General features: G+C 59.9%; 10 protein-coding genes and 1 pseudogene. 3 read left to right on the top strand and 8 right to left on the bottom strand.

Translation table 11 applies throughout. The features are described from left to right. Positions 1-589: 589 nt before the first annotated feature. From ACZ9BB_RS21595 to glnE, 8 genes are all read right to left on the bottom strand, one after another. The gene (locus ACZ9BB_RS21595; protein ID WP_476216058.1) at positions 590-2,041 is read right to left on the bottom strand and encodes a lipopolysaccharide kinase InaA family protein; all 1,452 of its coding nucleotides are present in this window, start codon (positions 2,039-2,041) and stop codon (positions 590-592) included. Continuing rightward, positions 2,041-2,793 carry a lipopolysaccharide kinase InaA family protein gene (locus tag ACZ9BB_RS21600; protein ID WP_476216060.1) on the bottom strand — a complete coding sequence of 251 codons (753 nt, stop codon included), beginning with the start codon at positions 2,791-2,793 and terminating at the stop codon, positions 2,041-2,043. The genes ACZ9BB_RS21595 and ACZ9BB_RS21600 overlap by 1 nt, the downstream gene beginning before the upstream one ends. Beyond that, complete coding sequence (locus ACZ9BB_RS21605; RefSeq protein WP_476216062.1) at positions 2,790-3,524, bottom strand: lipopolysaccharide kinase InaA family protein; 735 nt, start codon at positions 3,522-3,524, stop codon at positions 2,790-2,792. The genes ACZ9BB_RS21600 and ACZ9BB_RS21605 overlap by 4 nt, the downstream gene beginning before the upstream one ends. After that, positions 3,524-4,330, bottom strand: a complete 807-nt coding sequence (rfaP, locus tag ACZ9BB_RS21610; protein WP_476216064.1) for a lipopolysaccharide core heptose(I) kinase RfaP — start codon at positions 4,328-4,330, stop codon at positions 3,524-3,526. The genes ACZ9BB_RS21605 and rfaP overlap by 1 nt, the downstream gene beginning before the upstream one ends. Then, on the bottom strand, positions 4,330-5,451 hold the full coding sequence (locus tag ACZ9BB_RS21615; RefSeq protein ID WP_476216065.1) for a glycosyltransferase family 4 protein: 1,122 nt from the start codon (positions 5,449-5,451) through the stop codon (positions 4,330-4,332). The genes rfaP and ACZ9BB_RS21615 overlap by 1 nt, the downstream gene beginning before the upstream one ends. After that, positions 5,451-6,512, bottom strand: a complete 1,062-nt coding sequence (gene waaC / locus ACZ9BB_RS21620) for a lipopolysaccharide heptosyltransferase I (protein ID WP_476216067.1) — start codon at positions 6,510-6,512, stop codon at positions 5,451-5,453. The genes ACZ9BB_RS21615 and waaC overlap by 1 nt, the downstream gene beginning before the upstream one ends. A 1-nt stretch (position 6,513) precedes the next feature. Further along, a complete protein-coding gene (waaF, locus tag ACZ9BB_RS21625; protein WP_476216068.1) occupies positions 6,514-7,548 on the bottom strand; it encodes a lipopolysaccharide heptosyltransferase II in 1,035 nt (344 codons plus the stop codon). Between the two features lie 306 nt (positions 7,549-7,854). After that, the gene (gene glnE, locus ACZ9BB_RS21630) at positions 7,855-10,794 is read right to left on the bottom strand and encodes a bifunctional [glutamate--ammonia ligase]-adenylyl-L-tyrosine phosphorylase/[glutamate--ammonia-ligase] adenylyltransferase (RefSeq protein ID WP_476216069.1); all 2,940 of its coding nucleotides are present in this window, start codon (positions 10,792-10,794) and stop codon (positions 7,855-7,857) included. A 383-nt stretch (positions 10,795-11,177) separates the two neighbouring features. On the opposite strand from glnE, the gene aceE reads away from it, so the two are divergent. From aceE to ACZ9BB_RS21645, 3 genes and pseudogenes are all read left to right on the top strand, one after another. Then, on the top strand, positions 11,178-13,823 hold the full coding sequence (gene aceE / locus ACZ9BB_RS21635; protein ID WP_253417082.1) for a pyruvate dehydrogenase (acetyl-transferring), homodimeric type: 2,646 nt from the start codon (positions 11,178-11,180) through the stop codon (positions 13,821-13,823). 11 nt (positions 13,824-13,834) lie between these two features. Next, positions 13,835-15,788 (top strand): annotated as a pseudogene (gene aceF, locus ACZ9BB_RS21640) (dihydrolipoyllysine-residue acetyltransferase). Between the two features lie 280 nt (positions 15,789-16,068). Next, on the top strand, positions 16,069-17,463 hold the full coding sequence (locus tag ACZ9BB_RS21645) for an alkaline phosphatase D family protein (RefSeq protein ID WP_476216070.1): 1,395 nt from the start codon (positions 16,069-16,071) through the stop codon (positions 17,461-17,463). Positions 17,464-17,537 lie beyond the last annotated feature (74 nt).

The raw sequence follows: 17,537 nt of genomic DNA on the forward strand, positions 1-17,537 counted from the left end.
GCGCGTCAACATCAAAAGCTGCAGGCGGGCTAACGCTCGGCCTGTTGAGTGGTGAAAAGCACAGCGCGCTGATTTGGATGTCTCTGATTTTTTGTGGGAGCTGGCTTGTCGCTCGTCGCATCGCGGCGATGGATGGCGGCCTGTCAGCCGACCAGTCTTCCCCGGATGTACCCCGTCAAACTGTGGGGCCTGCTCGCGAAGCTGTTGATCTTGCCGTTGCCGTTGCTTTGGCTTTTGATCTTGATCTGTCTGCCCCTTTCCCAGAGGCCGAACGCAGGTATTGCGCAGGGGGCACCGCGGCAAGGATGCCGCGGTAGCCGCCCCCGGCCATGGATGGCCGATGGCGGCGGGCCCCCGGAGCAATGCCGGAGTTGAGGGAATGCCGAGCCTAAGCGAGGCACCGAATGGCGGGGCAAGAGCCCTTGGTTACTTGGGGCTTTTCCAAGTGACTCGCTGTAAGAGCGAAACCGCCAGCGGCCGTGACCGCAGAAACGGATATGTACTCCAAAAACAGCAAGCCCCGGCAGTGAATCTCTGTAGCTCAAGAGATGTGTAGATACCCATGCCGCGATAGGGTCGAAGACCCGATTCAGGCAGCGCTGGAAACTTCCTTGGGCAGACGCTGATCAATCACCTGATACAGCGCACTGCTCTCGGGCCAGTTGCGCATGAATCGCGCCCGGTCCCGCGCATACGCGGGGGCAAAGCTACTGAGCGAACCATGCTGACACATCGAATCCAGATCGATCAGCGCCCAGCGATCCTGCTGCCAGAACAGGTTATGGCCCTTGAAATCGCCATGACTGATCCGCTCGCGAATCAGCTCGGCGAACAGATGATCCAGGGCCTGCAACTCAACCTCTGGCGCATCCCCACTCTCAACGTATGGCGCAAACCGCTCGATGATGTCCGGCCCCGACAGGTATTCGGTCACCAGGTACGCCCGACTGCGTAACCACAGAAAGCGTTTTTCCAGCACGGCCAGGGGTTTTGGCGTGGCGATGCCCAGAAACGCCAGACGATTACCTTCACACCAGGAATGCCAGGCGCGGCTCGGGCGCCAGAAGCGCTTGAGCCAGTGGGCAAAACCCTTGATGTTGTAACGCTTGACCACCAACGTGCGCCCGGCCACGTCGACCTTGCCGACGCTCGCCGCGCCGCCGGTCTTGTACAGATGGCCCTGATCGAGCAACGCATCGGCCTGCTCCAGCACCGGCAGCATCGCGGCCTCTTCCTCACGGCGAATCGCCCGCAAGCCGAACGCTCCACGCTGGACGCTGAACAGTGTGCATTCGCGACCGACCTTGATCAGGAAGTCTTTCAAACGCCAGCGACGGACCTTGTCGATCTGCTTCTGCAACGCTTCCATCGGCAAGGCATGCTCGCCGTTGCTCAAGAGGTAATACACCAACAACTCTTCGGTGAAGGGTTCCAGCGATTTAGGCAACTGGGCGAAAAACACCCCGAGGTTTTCCAGGACCTTTTGCTGCGACAGTGGCTTGCCAGCCGTTTCGACACAGATCCCGGCGCCATCGATCAAATACAACTGACCGCCATGGCGCAGCAGATTGTCCAGGTGCAAGTCTTCTTGCCATAGGCCTTTGCTGTGCAATTGCCCGATGGCGCCCAGCGCCTCGGCCAGCACCGCTGATTGTTCATCCGCCAGCACGGGCAAGTGTTCGACCTGTTTCCAGGCATCCCCCAGGCTTTCGGCGCCTTCAAGGAAATCGAACAAAAGCCAGCCGCCCTCGCCGTCTTTCAGGCCATCAGCCAATAGCAGCGGTGTGGTCAGCCCCTGAGCGGCGAGCAAACGCACACCATCCAGTTCACGCTGAAAATGCCGCGCCGCTTTGCCACCGACCAGCAACTTGGCCAGCACCGGCCGGCCACGCCAGACCCCAGCACCAACGTAACGCTGCCCCGGCAACACCCGCAGCAGACTCAGCAGCTGTAACTCGGCAGGTCCCGCAGCATCAGCCAGAGGAATGCTCAGCGGCAGGTCTGGGCTGCGGCCGGCGTTTTTCAGTTCGGACAAACGCATCAACGCGCCTCCTTGTGACCGCGCCGCGTACTCAGGCGCGATACCCAACTGTTCACCAGCGAACTGTTCAGCGGCTGATCCAGATACACCGCCAACAACTCGCGCAGCTGACTTTCGCTCCATTCCGGTGCCCGACGCAGCAACGGTTCCAGGTCCTTGATCCGATCACGCTGACCGAACAGCAACGGCCGGTTTTTTTCCAGGTCGATCAACTGAGCCAGATAACCGTCGTCGATGGCCTGGAGAAAAATGTGTTTGGGGTAGAAGCAACCGTGCACCTGCCGCACGTCGTGCAGACGTCGCGCCAACTGCCCGCAGGCCTTGAGAATGGCCGAGTGCTGCGCCGCGCTCAAATCCGACCAGCGCTGCAACAGCGAATCCAGATCGTCCCAGCCATCCAGCGCGCGGGTCAGCAGAATCGCCCGGACTTCGCCATCGACCTTGCGCTCACCAAAGAATGCCGCTTTAAGCGCCGGGATACCTAGCTTCTGATAATGACGGATGTTGCGAAATTCACGGGCAAAACTCGGCTCGCCAAAGGGCGAATGCAAGGTACGCGTCAGGTAGTTGCTCTGGCGCTTGAGGTAGTAGCCATGGCCTTCCAGATCCAGGCGAAACACACTGCTCCAGCCACCCCGGCCGGTGTTGGGTTCATCCACTGCGTCGAGTTGCTTGGCCCACAGCGCATCGAAGGTGCCGAGGCCATGACGCTCAAGCAGCGCACGGTCCTCAGCAGCCAGAAAATCAGTCATTCGCGCCCCTCGAAAAATCTCACCACGTGCCGAATCCGTTTCTTGTCAGCGGCATCGAGCCGGGAATGTTGACAATATTGCAGGTAGAAGCGCAGGCGCTGGGTAGCCGACAGATGATACTTGGCGACCTTGTCGAGACAGGCCAGATCCTTGGTGATCCGGTACTTGAGCCAGAAGCCGCGCCAGAAATCACCATTGGGGCAATCGATCAGAAACAACCGCGCCTCATCGTCGATCAGCAGGTTGCGCCACTTCAAATCGTTATGGGTGAAACGGCGGTCGTGCATGGTTCGGGTATAGCCCGCCAGCTGCCGACTGATGGTGTCGACCCAGGCGCGGTCCGCCAGCTTCGGATCATGCCGGTTAGCCAGGGCCGACAAGTCTTCAGTATGCGGCAGCTCGCGCGTGATCATCGCCCCACGGGCGTACGTCACACCGTGGCGCTCCAGCCCCCAGGCCACCACTTCGGCGGTGGGAATGCCCCACTTGGCGAAACGCTTGAGATTCTGCCACTCGGCCTTCACACGGGGTTTGCCCAGGTAGCGGCGCAGGCCTTTGCCAGCGCCGACATAACGTTTGACGTAATAGTTGACGCCATTGCGCTGGACGCGAATGACCTCGGACAGTGGATCGTGAGTCAGCTGCTCGCCCGTGAGGGCAAACACTGCATCAAGACTGCCGAAATCTTCGGCCAGATCGCTGTAGGCAGGCTCCAGCTTCCAACCCGACATCAGAGCGCATCCCCATATCGCTGTTTACGCTCGTAGAGCTTGTTGGCCTTGCCTTCGAGCCATGCCAGCAGTCCCGCTTCTTCCGCCAGAATCCGGCGCAGGGGCTGCTGGAAGTAACCCTTGAGGAAACGCAGTTTGTCGCGTCGGGTCAGACCAATCTCCAGCGCCGAAAAATACAGCGCCGCCAGGTCCTTGTTGCGCCAGCGACGGGTGATTGCCGGACGGGTCTGGGCGCGGTGCAGGTCGATCACCGACAGCTTGAAATCATCAAAGGTTACCGGTTTGTCGGTGTGCAGCAGGAAGTGGCAGATGTAGCAGTCGCGGTGGTTGACCCCGGCGCGGTGCATCATGCCGGTCATGCGCGCGACTTCGGCAATCAGGGCGCGCTTGAGCTTTGGCTCGGGCGGATGCTTGATCCAGTCGATGCTGAAATCTTCAAGGCTGACGGTGGGCGCCAGCTCTTCTGTAACGATGAACGAATGCTGGTCCGCCGGGTTGCTGCCTCTTTCGCCGTAAGCGACGGCGGTCATGGTCGGTACGCCGACTTCTTGCAAGCGCTGGATGGCTTTCCATTCCTGACCCGCGCCAAGCACCGGCAGCTTGGCGGTCAGCAGGTTCTTGAAAATCTCGCCCCAGCCGATGCCCCGGTGGATCTTCACGAAGAACCCGTGGCCGTCCACTTCAGTACGCAGTGTCCGGCGCGCTTCAAGCTCGCGGTACACCTCGCCCTTGAGGCCCTCGACTTCGACGAACGGATCGCGTCCGGCCCAGAGGCTCTTGAACGGTTCAGCCAGCATCAACTTCATTAAGCGTGCTCCGCCAGAATCACATCGGCCGCGTGTTGCGGCATGCTGTAGAGGTCGGCGGTCTCGGCGAAGGCCAGACCGTTGCGGCTCCAGGCCGCCCGTGCATCGGCGTCGTTCAACATGCCGGTCAGGTATTGAGTCAGTTGCGCTTGCTCGAAGGGTTCATCCAGCACCAGCCCCGCATCAGCCTCGGCGATGTAATGGGCATACCCACACACCGCGCTCACCAGCACCGGCAAGCCGGCCACCAGGGCTTCGAGCAATACCGTTCCGGTGTTTTCGTTGTACGCCGGGTGAATCAATAGATCGGCACCGAGCAGGAAACGCGGGATATCGCTGCGCCCCTTGAGGAACGTCACGTTGTCGCCCAAGCCCAATGTGGCGCTCTGCAACTGGAATACTTTGGGGTCGTCCTGGCCAATTACAAACAGACGGGTACGTTTTTTCAGCTCGGCGGGCAGCGCGGCTAGCGCCTTGAGGCTGCGGTCCACACCCTTGGTCTTGAATCCGGAACCGATCTGCACCAACAGCAAATCGTCATCCTTGAGGTTGAACTCTTGACGGAATACGGCCCGGATCTGAGCCGCATTGGCTGGCGCGCGACGGTCCTGAGAGATGCCCGGTGGCAGCAAATGGAAGCGTTCCAGCGGCGTGTCGTAATGCTTGATGAACAGCGGCTGCTGGACTTCGGAAATCATCAGCACTTCAGTCTTGGCGTCCTTGGCGAACACCGCGCGCTCGTACTCGGCGAAGTGCCGGTAGCGGCCCCAGCGACGGTACAGCGAATTGCGCAGGTTCTGCGCCTTGTCTTCGAAGCAGCCGTCGGCGGCGTAGTAAACGTCCAGGCCCGGCATTTTGTTGAAACCAATCAGGCGGTCCACCGGACGCTTGGCCAGATCGGCCTCCATCCACTCGCTAAGTTTCTCGTTGCGCCGATGATTGAAGAACGCCTTGACCGGCGCCACCAGCACTTCGAAACCCGGCGGAATATCGCCTTCCCAGATCAGCGTGTAGACACGAATCTGGTGACCACGCTGCTGACATTCCAGGGCGATGCGCATGAAATCGCGCTGTAAGCCACCAAACGGAAAATACTTGTACAGGACAAATGCCAATTGCATCAGCGCAGCTCCTCAGCCAGTAACAACGTGCTCAGTCGGCTCGCGACACGCTCGGGATTCAGACGCGTGAAGCACAAGGGCCACTCGCGTTTCAGATCGAACCGACGGGCATCATCGGCCGTCGGTTGATAGGTGCATTTCTTTTGCAGGCACGGCGCGCAGGGGAAATCGCTGGCCATGTGGATCTGCGACTTGCCGTACGCGCCGGTCAGGCCCGGATTGGTCGGGCCGAACAACGACAGGGTTGGTACGTCCAGCGCTGCGGCCAGGTGACCGAGACCGGTGTCCACCGCCACGCAGGCTTGCGCCCCGGCCAGGACTTTGCCGACACCCGCCAGGTTCAGCTTGGGCAGCACTTCGACGTGCTTCATGTCTTTGGCAATGCGCTCGGCGCGGGCCTTTTCGATCGGGTTGCCCCACGGCAGCTTCACTGCCACACCGAGATACCCCACCCGCTCGGCCAACTCGCGCCAGTAGGCTTCGGGCCAGTGCTTGGTGTCCCAGGTGGTGCCATGGAGAAACACTACATATGGATTCTTGCGCGGCAACTCCACCAGCCGTTCGACGTTCAGGCCATAGTCGCCCAAGCCTTTGGGCAGGTCATATCCCAGAGCCACGGCGAACAGCTGACGTACTCGCTCTACCGCGTGTTGCCCACGAGCCACGGCCAGACGTCGGGAATAGAAGCGCGCGGCGATGGGTTCGCGGGCCGAGTTTTTGTCCAGCCCGGCCACCGGAGCATTGGCATAGCGAGTCAGCAACGCGCTTTTCAGCAGGCCCTGAGCGTCGATCACCAAGTCATATTTCGTCGCGCGAACGCTTTGCTTGAAGCGCTTCCACTCGCCACTCTTGATGGTCTGCCAGATGTTCTTGCGCCAGCGACGGATCGCCACCGGAATCACCTTGCCCACGGCCGGGTGCCAGGTCGGAATCTCGGCGAAGCCTTCTTCCACCACCCAGTCGAACGTGATGCCGGGGATCGCCCGGGCCGCGTCGGTCAACGCTGGCAACGCGTGAATCACGTCGCCCAGCGAAGAAGTCTTGATCAACAGTACCCGCAAACTATTTGACCTCGACCACAGTGCCCAGCAACCGCTGCAAGGCGTCGTTCACCGCTTTTGGCATGAGCTGGCGCAAGCAATTGTAATGACCGAAACGGCAGGTGCGATCGAAGCACGGACTGCATTCGATACCCAGGCGCACGATCTCGACGTGCTCGGCCAGCGGCGGCGTAAAGCCCGGCGACGTCGAGCCGTACACCGCCACCAATGGGCGGTTCAGCGCGGCGGCCACGTGCATCAAGCCGGAGTCGTTGGAAACCACCGCATCGGCGCAGGACAGCAGATCAATGGCCTCGGCCAGGGAAGTGCCGCCACTGAGGTTCACCGACTCTTCACGCAAACCCGGAATCAGTCGCGCACGGATGTCTTCGCCCACCGCGTGATCGTTTTTCGAACCGAACAGCCAGACCTGCCAGCCTTCACGAATCTTCGCTTCGGCGACCTTGGCGTAGTGCTCGGACGGCCAGCGCTTGGACTCGCCGAACTCGGCGCCGGGGCACAGCGCCAACACCGGACGATCGAGGGCCAGACCGAACTTGGCCAGCGCATCGTCGCGGGTCACCGAGTCGATCTGCAGACTAGGTCGTGGATAAGGTTTCGGCAGCTCGATACCAGGCTCAAAGGCCAGGGCCATGAAGCGCTCGATCATCAACGGATAACGCTCTTTGTCGAGCGTGCGCACGTCATTGAGCAGGCCGTAGCGGAACTCGCCGCGCCAGCCGGTGCGTTTCGGGATGCCGGCAAAAAACGGCACCAGTGCCGACTTCAGGGAATTGGGCAGCAGGATCGCCTGGTCGTACTGACCGGCCAGGGATTTGCCGATGCGCCGACGCGTCGCCAGCTCCAGCACGCCGTGGCCGAGCGGGAAGCTCAAGGCCTGACGCACTTCAGGCATGCGTTCAAGGATCGGCCGGCTCCACTCGGGGGCCAGCACGTCGATTTCGCACTGCGGGTGGCGTTGTTTGAGACACTGAAAAAGTGTCTGCGCCATCACCATGTCACCGACCCAACTGGGCCCAACGATCAGAATTTTCATGTGGTTTCCAAAAACGAGCCGGGGAGGCATACGCCTCCCCGCCTCGAGAATCCAGCACCTGCGGGGTGAACCGCCCGGTCATTTGGACGAGCCGGTTGGGGCTCGTCGGATAAATTTAATACACATCCATGTCAGTTAGCATAAATCTCTGTGGCGAGGGAGCTTGCTCCCGCTGGGCTGCGAAGCAACCCCAAAACTGCCACTGCGTTTTCATCTGGCAGACCGCACAATCTGATTTGGGAGCGCTTCGCACTCCAGCGGGAGCAAGCTCCCTCGCCACAAAAAACCGCCACACTCATGTCAGCTTCAGCTTAACCCCAGCTCACGCCAGATCCGCATGACCTGCCGCCGCTCATCCACGAACTGGTCGCCCGGTATCACACCGGCGTCCTTCTGCAAGGCCTCCCGGTGAGCGGCGGAGCGGTAGGCCTTGTAGACCTCACGCAACAGGCTGGCATCTTCGGCCGGCATCAGCCCGACCTCCTCCAACCCTTCCAGAATGCGGATATTGTCGGTATAGCGCAGCAATGACGGATGCTCTTCAGACCACGCCAGAGCCGCGTATTGCACCATAAATTCAATATCGACGATACCTCCAGCGTCCTGCTTGAGATCGAACGGCGCCGTGGCGTCGAAGGCATTTGCCGCGGTGCCCGCCGCCGTGCTCTTGCTGCCAAGATTGTCGCGCATCTTGGCGCGCATCTCGCTGACCTCCTGGCGCAACGTAGGCAAGTCCCGCGATTTTGCCAATACCGCCGCGCGAACCTTCTCGAACGCCTGACCGACATCCTGACTGCCAACCAGCACCCGCGCCCGCACCAGCGCCTGATGCTCCCAGGTCCAGGCTTCGTTTTCCTGATACCGGGCAAACGCCCCCAGGGAACTTACCAACAAACCGGAAGCACCGGATGGCCGCAGGCGCATGTCCACTTCGTACAGCTGGCCGGAGTTGGTCTGGGCGGTCAGCAAGTGAATGATTCGCTGCCCGAGCCGGGTAAAGAACTGTGCGCCATCAATGGGTTTCGGGCCGTCGGTTTCCGCTTGTGGATCCGCGTCATGGATAAATACCAGGTCCAGGTCCGAACTGTGCCCCAATTCCAGACCGCCGACTTTCCCGTAACCGACAATGATGAAACCAGGGTCGCACAAGCTGCCATTGGTACGCAGCGGTGTGCCGTACTTGGCTACGGTCTGGCGCCAGGCCAGGGTCAGCACTTGTTCGAGAATCGCTTCGGCGAGCCAGGTCAGGTAATCACTGACCTTCATCAATGGCAGGCTGCCGGCGATTTCCGAGGCGGCGACGCGCAGGCGATGCGCCAATTTGAAATGTCGCAGGGCTTCCATCTGTTGTTCGAGGTCGTCCTCGGGAATTCGCGTCAAACGCTCGCGCAACTCAGCGGCCAGTTCCGGCGCCAGCGGTGGCTTGAACAACCGGCCTTCATTAAGCAATTCGTCGAGCAACAGCGGGAAGCGCGTGATCTGTTCGGCAATCCACGGGCTCGCAGCGCACAGCGTCAGCAGGCGGCGCAGGGCTCCGGGGTTTTCGGTCAACAACACCAGATAGGCGGACCGACGCGCCACGGCTTCCACCAGCGGCAGTACCCGTTCCAGAACCAGATCGGGATTGGCATGCTCCACGGCCTGAGCCAGCAAACGTGGAATAAAAGCATCGAGGCGTTCACGCCCCAGGCGTTGCATGGCACGCAATTGCGGGCTGCCGCGCAGGCTGGCCAAGGCTTTCAGGGCCTTGGTGGCGTCGGCGAAGCCGCCTTCTTCGAGCTGGCGGCACGCGGCCCCTTCGTCTTGCGCTTCTTCCCATAACGGCAACCATTCACCGCCCACCACCACTTCACTCTCGGTGCCTTTTTCTTCGTCGGGATCGGCGATCACTTGAGCGAAGTGCCAGGCCACCCGGCCTCGCCAGTACATCAGCTGTTCATGGAACGCCGTCCAATTGGCAAAGCCGAGCATAAAGGCAATACGCGCCTGATCCTGTGCACCATCGGGCAGCATCTGGGTCTGGCGGTCGGCAATCGCCTGAATCGCGTGCTCGGTATAACGCAGGAACTCATAACCTTCGCGCAGCTCGCTGACCACCGCCGCCGGCAGATAGCCCTGCCCCTCCAGGGTACTCAGTACTTTTAATAGAGGACGTTGCTGCAGGCTCAGGTCGCGACCACCATGAATCAGCTGAAAGGCCTGGGCGATAAATTCGACTTCACGGATGCCACCGGAGCCGAGCTTGATGTTGTCAGCCATGCCCTTACGCCGGACTTCCTGCTGGATCAGCTGCTTCATGGTGCGCAGCGCTTCGATGGCCGAGAAGTCCAGATAACGCCGGTAAACGAACGGCCGCAACATATCGAGCAATTGGGCGCCGGCCACCTGATCGCCGGCCACCACACGCGCCTTGATCATCGCGTAGCGTTCCCAGTCGCGACCCTGATCCTGGTAATACTGCTCCAGCGCATTGAAGCTCAGCACCAGCGCGCCGGACGAACCGTAAGGCCGCAAGCGCATGTCGACGCGGAATACAAAACCGTCGACAGTCATCGGGTCCAGCGCCTTGATCAGACGCTGGCCGAGACGAATGAAAAATTCCTGGTTATCCAGCGACCGTTTCACACCAACGGTTTCGCCGCCCTCGGGGTAGGCGAAGATCAGGTCGATGTCCGATGACAGGTTCAGTTCCACGGCGCCGAGCTTGCCCATGCCGAGGATGACCATTTGCTGCGGCTCGCCGCTGCGCCGCCCGGTGGGAGTACCGAACTGCTGGCAATGCCGCTGATACAACCACTGATAGGCATGATCGATGCTGGCATCGGCCATGTCCGAGAGGTCGCGGCAGGTCTGGATCAGATCGGCCTGGCGGGTCAGGTCGCGCCAGATGATCCGCACTTGGTGGCGTGCGCGTTGGCGACGCAGGGTGCGACCAAGCTGGTCGTCGGTTTCGGCCGCGCTCACCGCTGTCGCAATCTGTGCGCATAATTCGCCTGGGGCAAAGGCGCGGTCCAGTTCACCGGACTGCACCAGTTCCAGCAACATCAAAGGGTCGCGCAAACTCTGTTCGATGACAAAGTCGCTGGCAGCGGTGACGCGGGCAAATTGCGCCCAGCGCTCAGGCGTCCAGGTGGACAGGCCATGATCCTCTGGGAAAACCGCGATGGCCGTACGCAACGACTGCTCGGCACGGGTGACCAATGGCTGGAGTACGCCGGGCAGTTCGGCAAGCGAAGGGAGGCTCATGGTCTATCCTTGATCGGCGTGCGAAGGGCTGCATGTAGTGATTCGTGTAAATGCGCTACCTGATTGACTGTCGAACAAAGGTTAGAAATAGCTGGAATTTCTTTATTTTTGGCAGTAATCATCAAGCTTTCACCTTTTCCGGTTGGCAAAAGACCAACCTTAACGATTATTCTCACAACGCAGCCGGAGGCCACAAGCCAATCTTCTGTAGTTTTACTACTCGTCTATACATTCGAAAGGCTGAAATGCCCGATGATTTGTAGTAAAACTACACGCCGCCGGAACAACCTATCGGCAATCCAAGAATTTATATCGTCTGCCCACAAGGCCAGTCGCAAACTCAGGCAACCGATTCTGGAAGCCTTTCCGCCCTGGAGCAAGCCATGCAAGACCTCGATCCCGTCGAAACCCAGGAATGGCTGGACGCCCTGGAATCGGTTCTCGACAAAGAAGGCGAAGACCGTGCTCACTATCTGATGACCCGTATGGGCGAACTCGCGACCCGCAGCGGCTCGCAGTTGCCTTACGCCATCACCACGCCTTACCGCAACACGATTCCCGTCACCCACGAAGCACGCATGCCTGGCGACCTGTTCATGGAACGCCGCATTCGCTCGTTGGTACGCTGGAACGCCATGGCCATGGTAATGCGTACGAACCTGAAAGATTCTGACCTGGGTGGTCACATCTCCAGCTTCGCTTCCAGTGCGACCCTGTATGACATCGGCTTCAACTACTTCTTCCAGGCCCCGACCGACGAACACGGCGGCGACCTGATCTACTTCCAGGGTCACACCTCGCCAGGCGTCTACGCCCGTGCATTCATGGAAGGCCGCATCACCGAAGACCAGATGAACAACTTCCGCCAGGAAGTCGACGGTCAGGGCCTGTCGTCCTACCCGCACCCTTGGCTGATGCCTGACTTCTGGCAGTTCCCGACCGTATCCATGGGTTTGGGTCCGATCCAGGCGATCTACCAGGCTCGCTTCATGAAGTACCTGGAACACCGCGGCTTCATCCAGCCGGGCAAACAGAAAGTCTGGTGCTTCCTGGGCGACGGCGAGTGCGACGAGCCGGAATCCCTGGGCGCGATCTCCCTGGCCGGCCGCGAGAAGCTGGACAACCTGATCTTCGTCATCAACTGCAACCTGCAGCGCCTCGACGGCCCGGTTCGTGGCAACGGCAAGATCATCCAGGAACTCGAAGGCGTGTTCCGCGGTGCTCAGTGGAACGTGACCAAAGTCATCTGGGGCCGTTTCTGGGACCCACTGCTGGCCAAGGACGTCGACGGCATCCTGCAACGCCGCATGGACGAAGTCATCGACGGCGAGTACCAGAACTACAAAGCCAAAGACGGCGCGTTCGTGCGTGAACACTTCTTCAACACGCCAGAACTCAAGGCGATGGTTGCAGACTTGTCCGACGACGAGATCTGGAAGCTCAACCGTGGCGGCCACGACCCGTACAAGGTCTACGCGGCGTACCACGAAGCGGTCAACCACAAAGAACAACCGACCGTGATCCTGGCCAAGACCATCAAGGGTTATGGCACCGGTGCCGGCGAAGCGAAAAACACTGCGCACAACACCAAGAAAGTCGATGTCGACAGCCTGAAGTTGTTCCGCGATCGTTTCGATATCCCGGTCAAAGACGACGAACTCGAAAACCTGCCGTTCTTCAAACCGGAAGAAGGCAGCGCCGAAGCCCGTTACCTGAGCGAGCGCCGTACCGCACTGGGCGGCTTCGTGCCTCAGCGTCGCGCCAAGAGCTTCAACATTCCGACCCCGCCACTGGACACCCTCAAGGCGATCCTGGACGGCTCGGGCGACCGTGAAATTTCCACCACCATGGCCTTCGTGCGGATCCTCGCGCAACTGGTCAAGGACAAGGAAATCGGTCCGCGCATCGTACCGATCATTCCGGACGAAGCCCGTACCTTCGGTATGGAAGGCATGTTCCGTCAGTTGGGCATCTACTCCTCCGTCGGCCAGCTCTACGAGCCAGTCGATAAAGACCAGGTGATGTTCTACAAGGAAGACCAGAAAGGCCAGATCCTCGAAGAAGGCATCAACGAAGCGGGCGCCATGAGTTCCTTCATCGCCGCCGGTACTTCGTACTCCAGCCACAACCAGCCGATGCTGCCGTTCTACATCTTCTACTCGATGTTCGGCTTCCAGCGTATCGGCGACCTGGCCTGGGCCGCTGGCGACAGCCGCACCCGTGGCTTCCTGATCGGCGGCACCGCCGGCCGTACCACCCTGAACGGTGAAGGCCTGCAACACGAAGACGGTCACAGCCACCTGCTGGCTGCCACCATCCCGAACTGCCGCACCTACGATCCAACCTACGGCTACGAGCTGGCGGTGATCATTCAGGACGGCATGAAGAAGATGACCGAAGAGCAACAGGACGTCTTCTACTACATCACCGTAATGAACGAATCCTACCAGCAGCCAGCCATGCCGGCCGGTGCCGAAGAAGGCATCAAGAAAGGCATGTACCTGCTCGAGGAAGACACCCGCGAAGCGGCGCACCACGTTCAGCTGATGGGCTCCGGCACCATCCTGCGTGAAGTCCGTGAAGCGGCGAAGATTCTGCGTGAAGAGTTCAACGTCGGCGCTGACGTATGGAGCGTTACCAGCTTCAACGAACTGCGTCGCGATGGCCTGGCCGTTGAGCGCACCAACCGTCTGCACCCTGGCCAGAAGCCTAAGCTGAGCTACGTCGAAGAGTGCCTGAACGGCCGTAAAGGTCCGGTCATCGCATCTACCGACTACATGAAGCTGTTCGCTGAACAAATTCGTCAGTGGGTCCCGTCCAAGGAATTCAAAGTCCTGGGCACCGATGGTTTCGGCCGCAGTGACAGCCGCAAGAAGCTGCGTCACTTCTTCGAAGTCGACCGTCATTTCGTGGTGTTGGCAGCCCTGGAAGCCTTGGCTGACCGTGGTGACATCGAACCTAAAGTGGTGGCTGAAGCCATCGCCAAGTTCGGTATCAACCCGGAAAAACGCAACCCACTGGACTGCTGAGGAGACACTCTGTGAGCGAACTCATTCGCGTACCTGACATCGGCAGCGGTGAAGGTGAAGTAATTGAACTGTTTGTGAAGGTCGGCGACCGTATCGAAGCCGACCAGAGCATCCTGACGCTGGAATCGGACAAGGCGAGCATGGAAGTGCCTGCGCCGAAGGCCGGTATCATCAAGAGCCTGAAAGTGAAGCTGGGCGATCGCCTGAAAGAAGGCGACGAACTGCTGGAACTGGAAGTCGAAGGTGCCGCTGCTGCGGCCCCTGCGGCTGCCGCTGCGCCGGCTGCCAAGGCTGAAGCCAAACCGGCTGCTGCTCCTGCCGCCGCTCCAGCCGCCGCGCCTGCTGCTGCCACTACCTTGCAAGTGCACGTGCCGGACATCGGTTCGTCGGGCAAGGCCCAGATCATCGAGATCCAGGTCAAGGTCGGCGACACCGTCGAGGCTGATCAGTCGCTGATCACCCTGGAATCCGACAAGGCGAGCATGGAAATTCCATCGCCTGCCGCTGGCGTGGTGGAAAGCATCAGCGTCAAGCTCAACGACGAAGTCGGCACGGGCGACCTGATTCTGGCGTTGAAAGTGGCGGGTGCTGCGGCACCGGCCGCTGCCGCGCCAGCCCAGGCTGCTGCGCCTGCTGCCGCTGCTCCGGCGCCAGCCGCCGCGGCTCCGGCTGCACCGGTTGCCGACAGCGTTCAGGACATTCACGTACCGGACATCGGTTCGGCTGGCAAGGCCAAGATCATCGAAGTACTGGTCAAGGCTGGCGACACCGTTGCCGCCGACCAGTCGCTGATCACCCTGGAGTCCGACAAGGCGAGCATGGAAATTCCATCGCCTGCCGCTGGCGTGGTGGAAAGCATTGCCATCAAGCTGGATGACGAAGTCGGTACTGGCGACCTGATCCTGAAGCTGAAAGTCAAAGGCGCGGCGCCTGCTGCTGCCCCGGCCTCCGGCCGCTGCTGCACCGAGCGCTCCTGCTCCAGCCGCTGCTGCGCCTGCTGCTCCGGCACCGGCCGCACCTGTTGCTGCCCCGGCCAAGCCAGGCGCCAAGGTTCACGCAGGCCCGGCTGTTCGCCAACTGGCCCGCGAATTCGGCGTCGAGCTGAGCGCCGTTGGCGCCAGCGGTCCGCACGGTCGCATCCTGAAAGAAGACGTGCAGGTTTACGTCAAAGCCATGATGCAGAAGGCCAAGGAAGCACCGGCCGCTGCAGCTGGTGCAACCGGCGGCGCGGGCATCCCGCCGATTCCGGTCGTGGACTTCAGCCGCTTCGGTGAAATCGAAGAAGTGCCGATGACTCGCCTGATGCAGGTCGGCGCCGCCAACCTGCACCGCAGCTGGCTGAACGTGCCGCACGTGACGCAATTCGACTCGGCGGATATCACCGAGCTGGAAGCTTTCCGCAACGCCCAGAAAGCCGTGGCCGAGAAGGCCGGCGTCAAGCTGACCATCCTGCCGCTGCTGCTCAAGTCCTGCGCGCACTTGCTCAAGGAACTGCCGGACTTCAACAGTTCGCTGGCGCCAAGCGGCAAGGCGATCATCCGCAAGAAGTACGTGAACATCGGCTTCGCGGTCGACACCCCGGATGGCCTGCTGGTACCGGTCATCAAGAACGTCGACCAGAAGAGCCTCCTGCAACTGGCCGCCGAGGCTGCTTCCCTGGCTGAAAAGGCCCGGACCAAGAAGCTTTCGTCGGACGAGATGCAAGGCGCCTGCTTCACCATTTCCAGCCTCGGCCACATTGGCGGCACCGGCTTCACGCCGATCGTCAACGCGCCGGAAGTGGCGATCCTCGGTGTTTCCAAGGCAACCATCCAGCCAGTCTGGGACGGCAAAGCCTTCCAGCCGAAACTGATGCTGCCGCTGTCGCTGTCCTACGATCACCGTGTGATCAACGGCGCCGCTGCTGCACGCTTCACAAAGCGTCTGAGCGACCTGCTGGCGGACATCCGCACCATCCTGCTGTAACACCGGCCGGCCCTCCTTCACCGGAGGGCCAGTCGCGTTCAATGTTTTCCGAGCGCCACGCTCGTACCTCAACCCCGTCAATTTGGCGGGGCTTTTTTTGCCTGAAAAAACCTCATCCGCACTTTATTCCTACATTCAAGGCTTACGTCGCCTACAACTCAAGTCCACTTTCGCCCGATATTTCTTGTGAACCAATAACTAGTCTTAGCCGGGAGGATTTCCAATAGAAACTTCGACTACTTAATCTGCTTAACTAGCATTAATTCGAATGGACTCGAACATGTTCAAACCGACTGTCGGCCCTATTGTTGGCCACACTACAACTAATCACACCCGTATCTTTTTACGCGGCGAATTACAGAATGACGCCTTGGTATTTGCAGGTATCCGTTATCGACGCACCGGTGATGAACACTGGTCTAAAGGCCTATTTGCAAAACTGACAAACTCGCGCGACATGTCCGATGTGATTGCACTCAACCACCTTGCCATCGACACCGACTATGAATACCAGGCGGGCTGGTTCAGCCCCATGAGCCCGGTACATACCGTGGAGACGGTTCAGGAACTGCCATTGCAATGGCCACGGGAAATCTACCGCTTTCGCACTCAGTCCAGTAAAACTACCCAGCCACGGGCCTACATCGTCGGTTCATGCCGCTATCTGCGCATGACCGCCGGCATAGCGTCGGCCCCGCATGTGGGCGACCGGATTTTTGCCTCGATCACAAGCCTGGCGGAACGCGCCGATCCACCCATCAGTGCCATGCTGATGACCGGCGACCAAATCTATGTCGATGACCTGAATCTCGTGGCCCCCGACCGGGAATACAAGGACATTCTCAGCAAGTACCGCGTGGCCTTTTCGCAGCCTAATATTTCCAGGTTAATGTCCGGCGTGCCGACTTACATGATCATCGACGATCATGAAATTGAAGACAACTGGCCCGTCAATGAAAGCAAAGCCGATGCTTATTTATACAAAAATGCCATGGCAGCTTATGAGTTATATCAAGCCAGCCACAGCCCCGCATATGAACTTCTGGCCAACGGGCAAGTAAGCAAACAACTGGAGCAGTATTGGTATCAGTTCTGCGAGGGCGATATCGAATGGTTTATTACCGACAGCCGAACCCGACGCAATCTGTCGGCCAACGACCGGCGCATCCTTGACGAAGAGCAGGAACAGGCGCTGCTCAAATGGCTGATCAACAGCCCGGCACGGGTCAAATTCGTGGTCACCAGCGTCATGTTCTACCCCGACCGCAAAAACCATGGCGATGACGCCTGGAAGGCCTTTCCCGAGCAGCGCCTGCGGCTGCTTGAAACCATCCGCACCCATGGGATCAAAAACGTGATTTTCATTTCCGGCGACGTCCACGGTTCCTTGACCAGCCGCCTGACCCACAGCGAACACCCGGACTTCGAGGTACACACCATTGTTTCGTCGCCCCTGTGCAACAGCAAGTTGCTGCCGTATGCCAGCGAATCGACCTTCATTCTCGATCAGCCCTTGGCCAGGACTGCCGCCGGCGATTATCAACACGCGCTGACCAGCAAGGTAGTCAGCCAGGATAATTTCGCACACCTGATCGTCACGAAAGAACACATCCACGTCACGTATTGCGACAGGGAGGGCAAGCCGTTGCAGACGGTAAATATAACCTTGCGTTGAGCCGGTGAAGGCCAAATGCATTAGTTTCAGCGCCTCGCTGGAGAAATCTTCGCCCCTGCCGACATATTCTTATA

It is taken from the genome of Pseudomonas sp. TE3552 (assembly GCF_056278945.1).

Bases quoted from the DNA above. Each gene is read 5' to 3' on its own strand.
- ACZ9BB_RS21595 (WP_476216058.1), bottom strand. From the start codon at position 2,041: ATGCGTTTGTCCGAACTGAAAAACGCCGGCCGCAGCCCAGACCTGCCG.
- ACZ9BB_RS21600 (WP_476216060.1), bottom strand. From the start codon at position 2,793: ATGACTGATTTTCTGGCTGCTGAGGACCGTGCGCTGCTTGAGCGTCAT.
- ACZ9BB_RS21605 (WP_476216062.1), bottom strand. From the start codon at position 3,524: ATGTCGGGTTGGAAGCTGGAGCCTGCCTACAGCGATCTGGCCGAAGAT.
- rfaP (WP_476216064.1), bottom strand. From the start codon at position 4,330: ATGAAGTTGATGCTGGCTGAACCGTTCAAGAGCCTCTGGGCCGGACGC.
- ACZ9BB_RS21615 (WP_476216065.1), bottom strand. From the start codon at position 5,451: ATGCAATTGGCATTTGTCCTGTACAAGTATTTTCCGTTTGGTGGCTTA.
- waaF (WP_476216068.1), bottom strand. From the start codon at position 7,548: ATGAAAATTCTGATCGTTGGGCCCAGTTGGGTCGGTGACATGGTGATG.
- glnE (WP_476216069.1), bottom strand. From the start codon at position 10,794: ATGAGCCTCCCTTCGCTTGCCGAACTGCCCGGCGTACTCCAGCCATTG.
- aceE (WP_253417082.1), top strand. From the start codon at position 11,178: ATGCAAGACCTCGATCCCGTCGAAACCCAGGAATGGCTGGACGCCCTG.
- ACZ9BB_RS21645 (WP_476216070.1), top strand. From the start codon at position 16,069: ATGTTCAAACCGACTGTCGGCCCTATTGTTGGCCACACTACAACTAAT.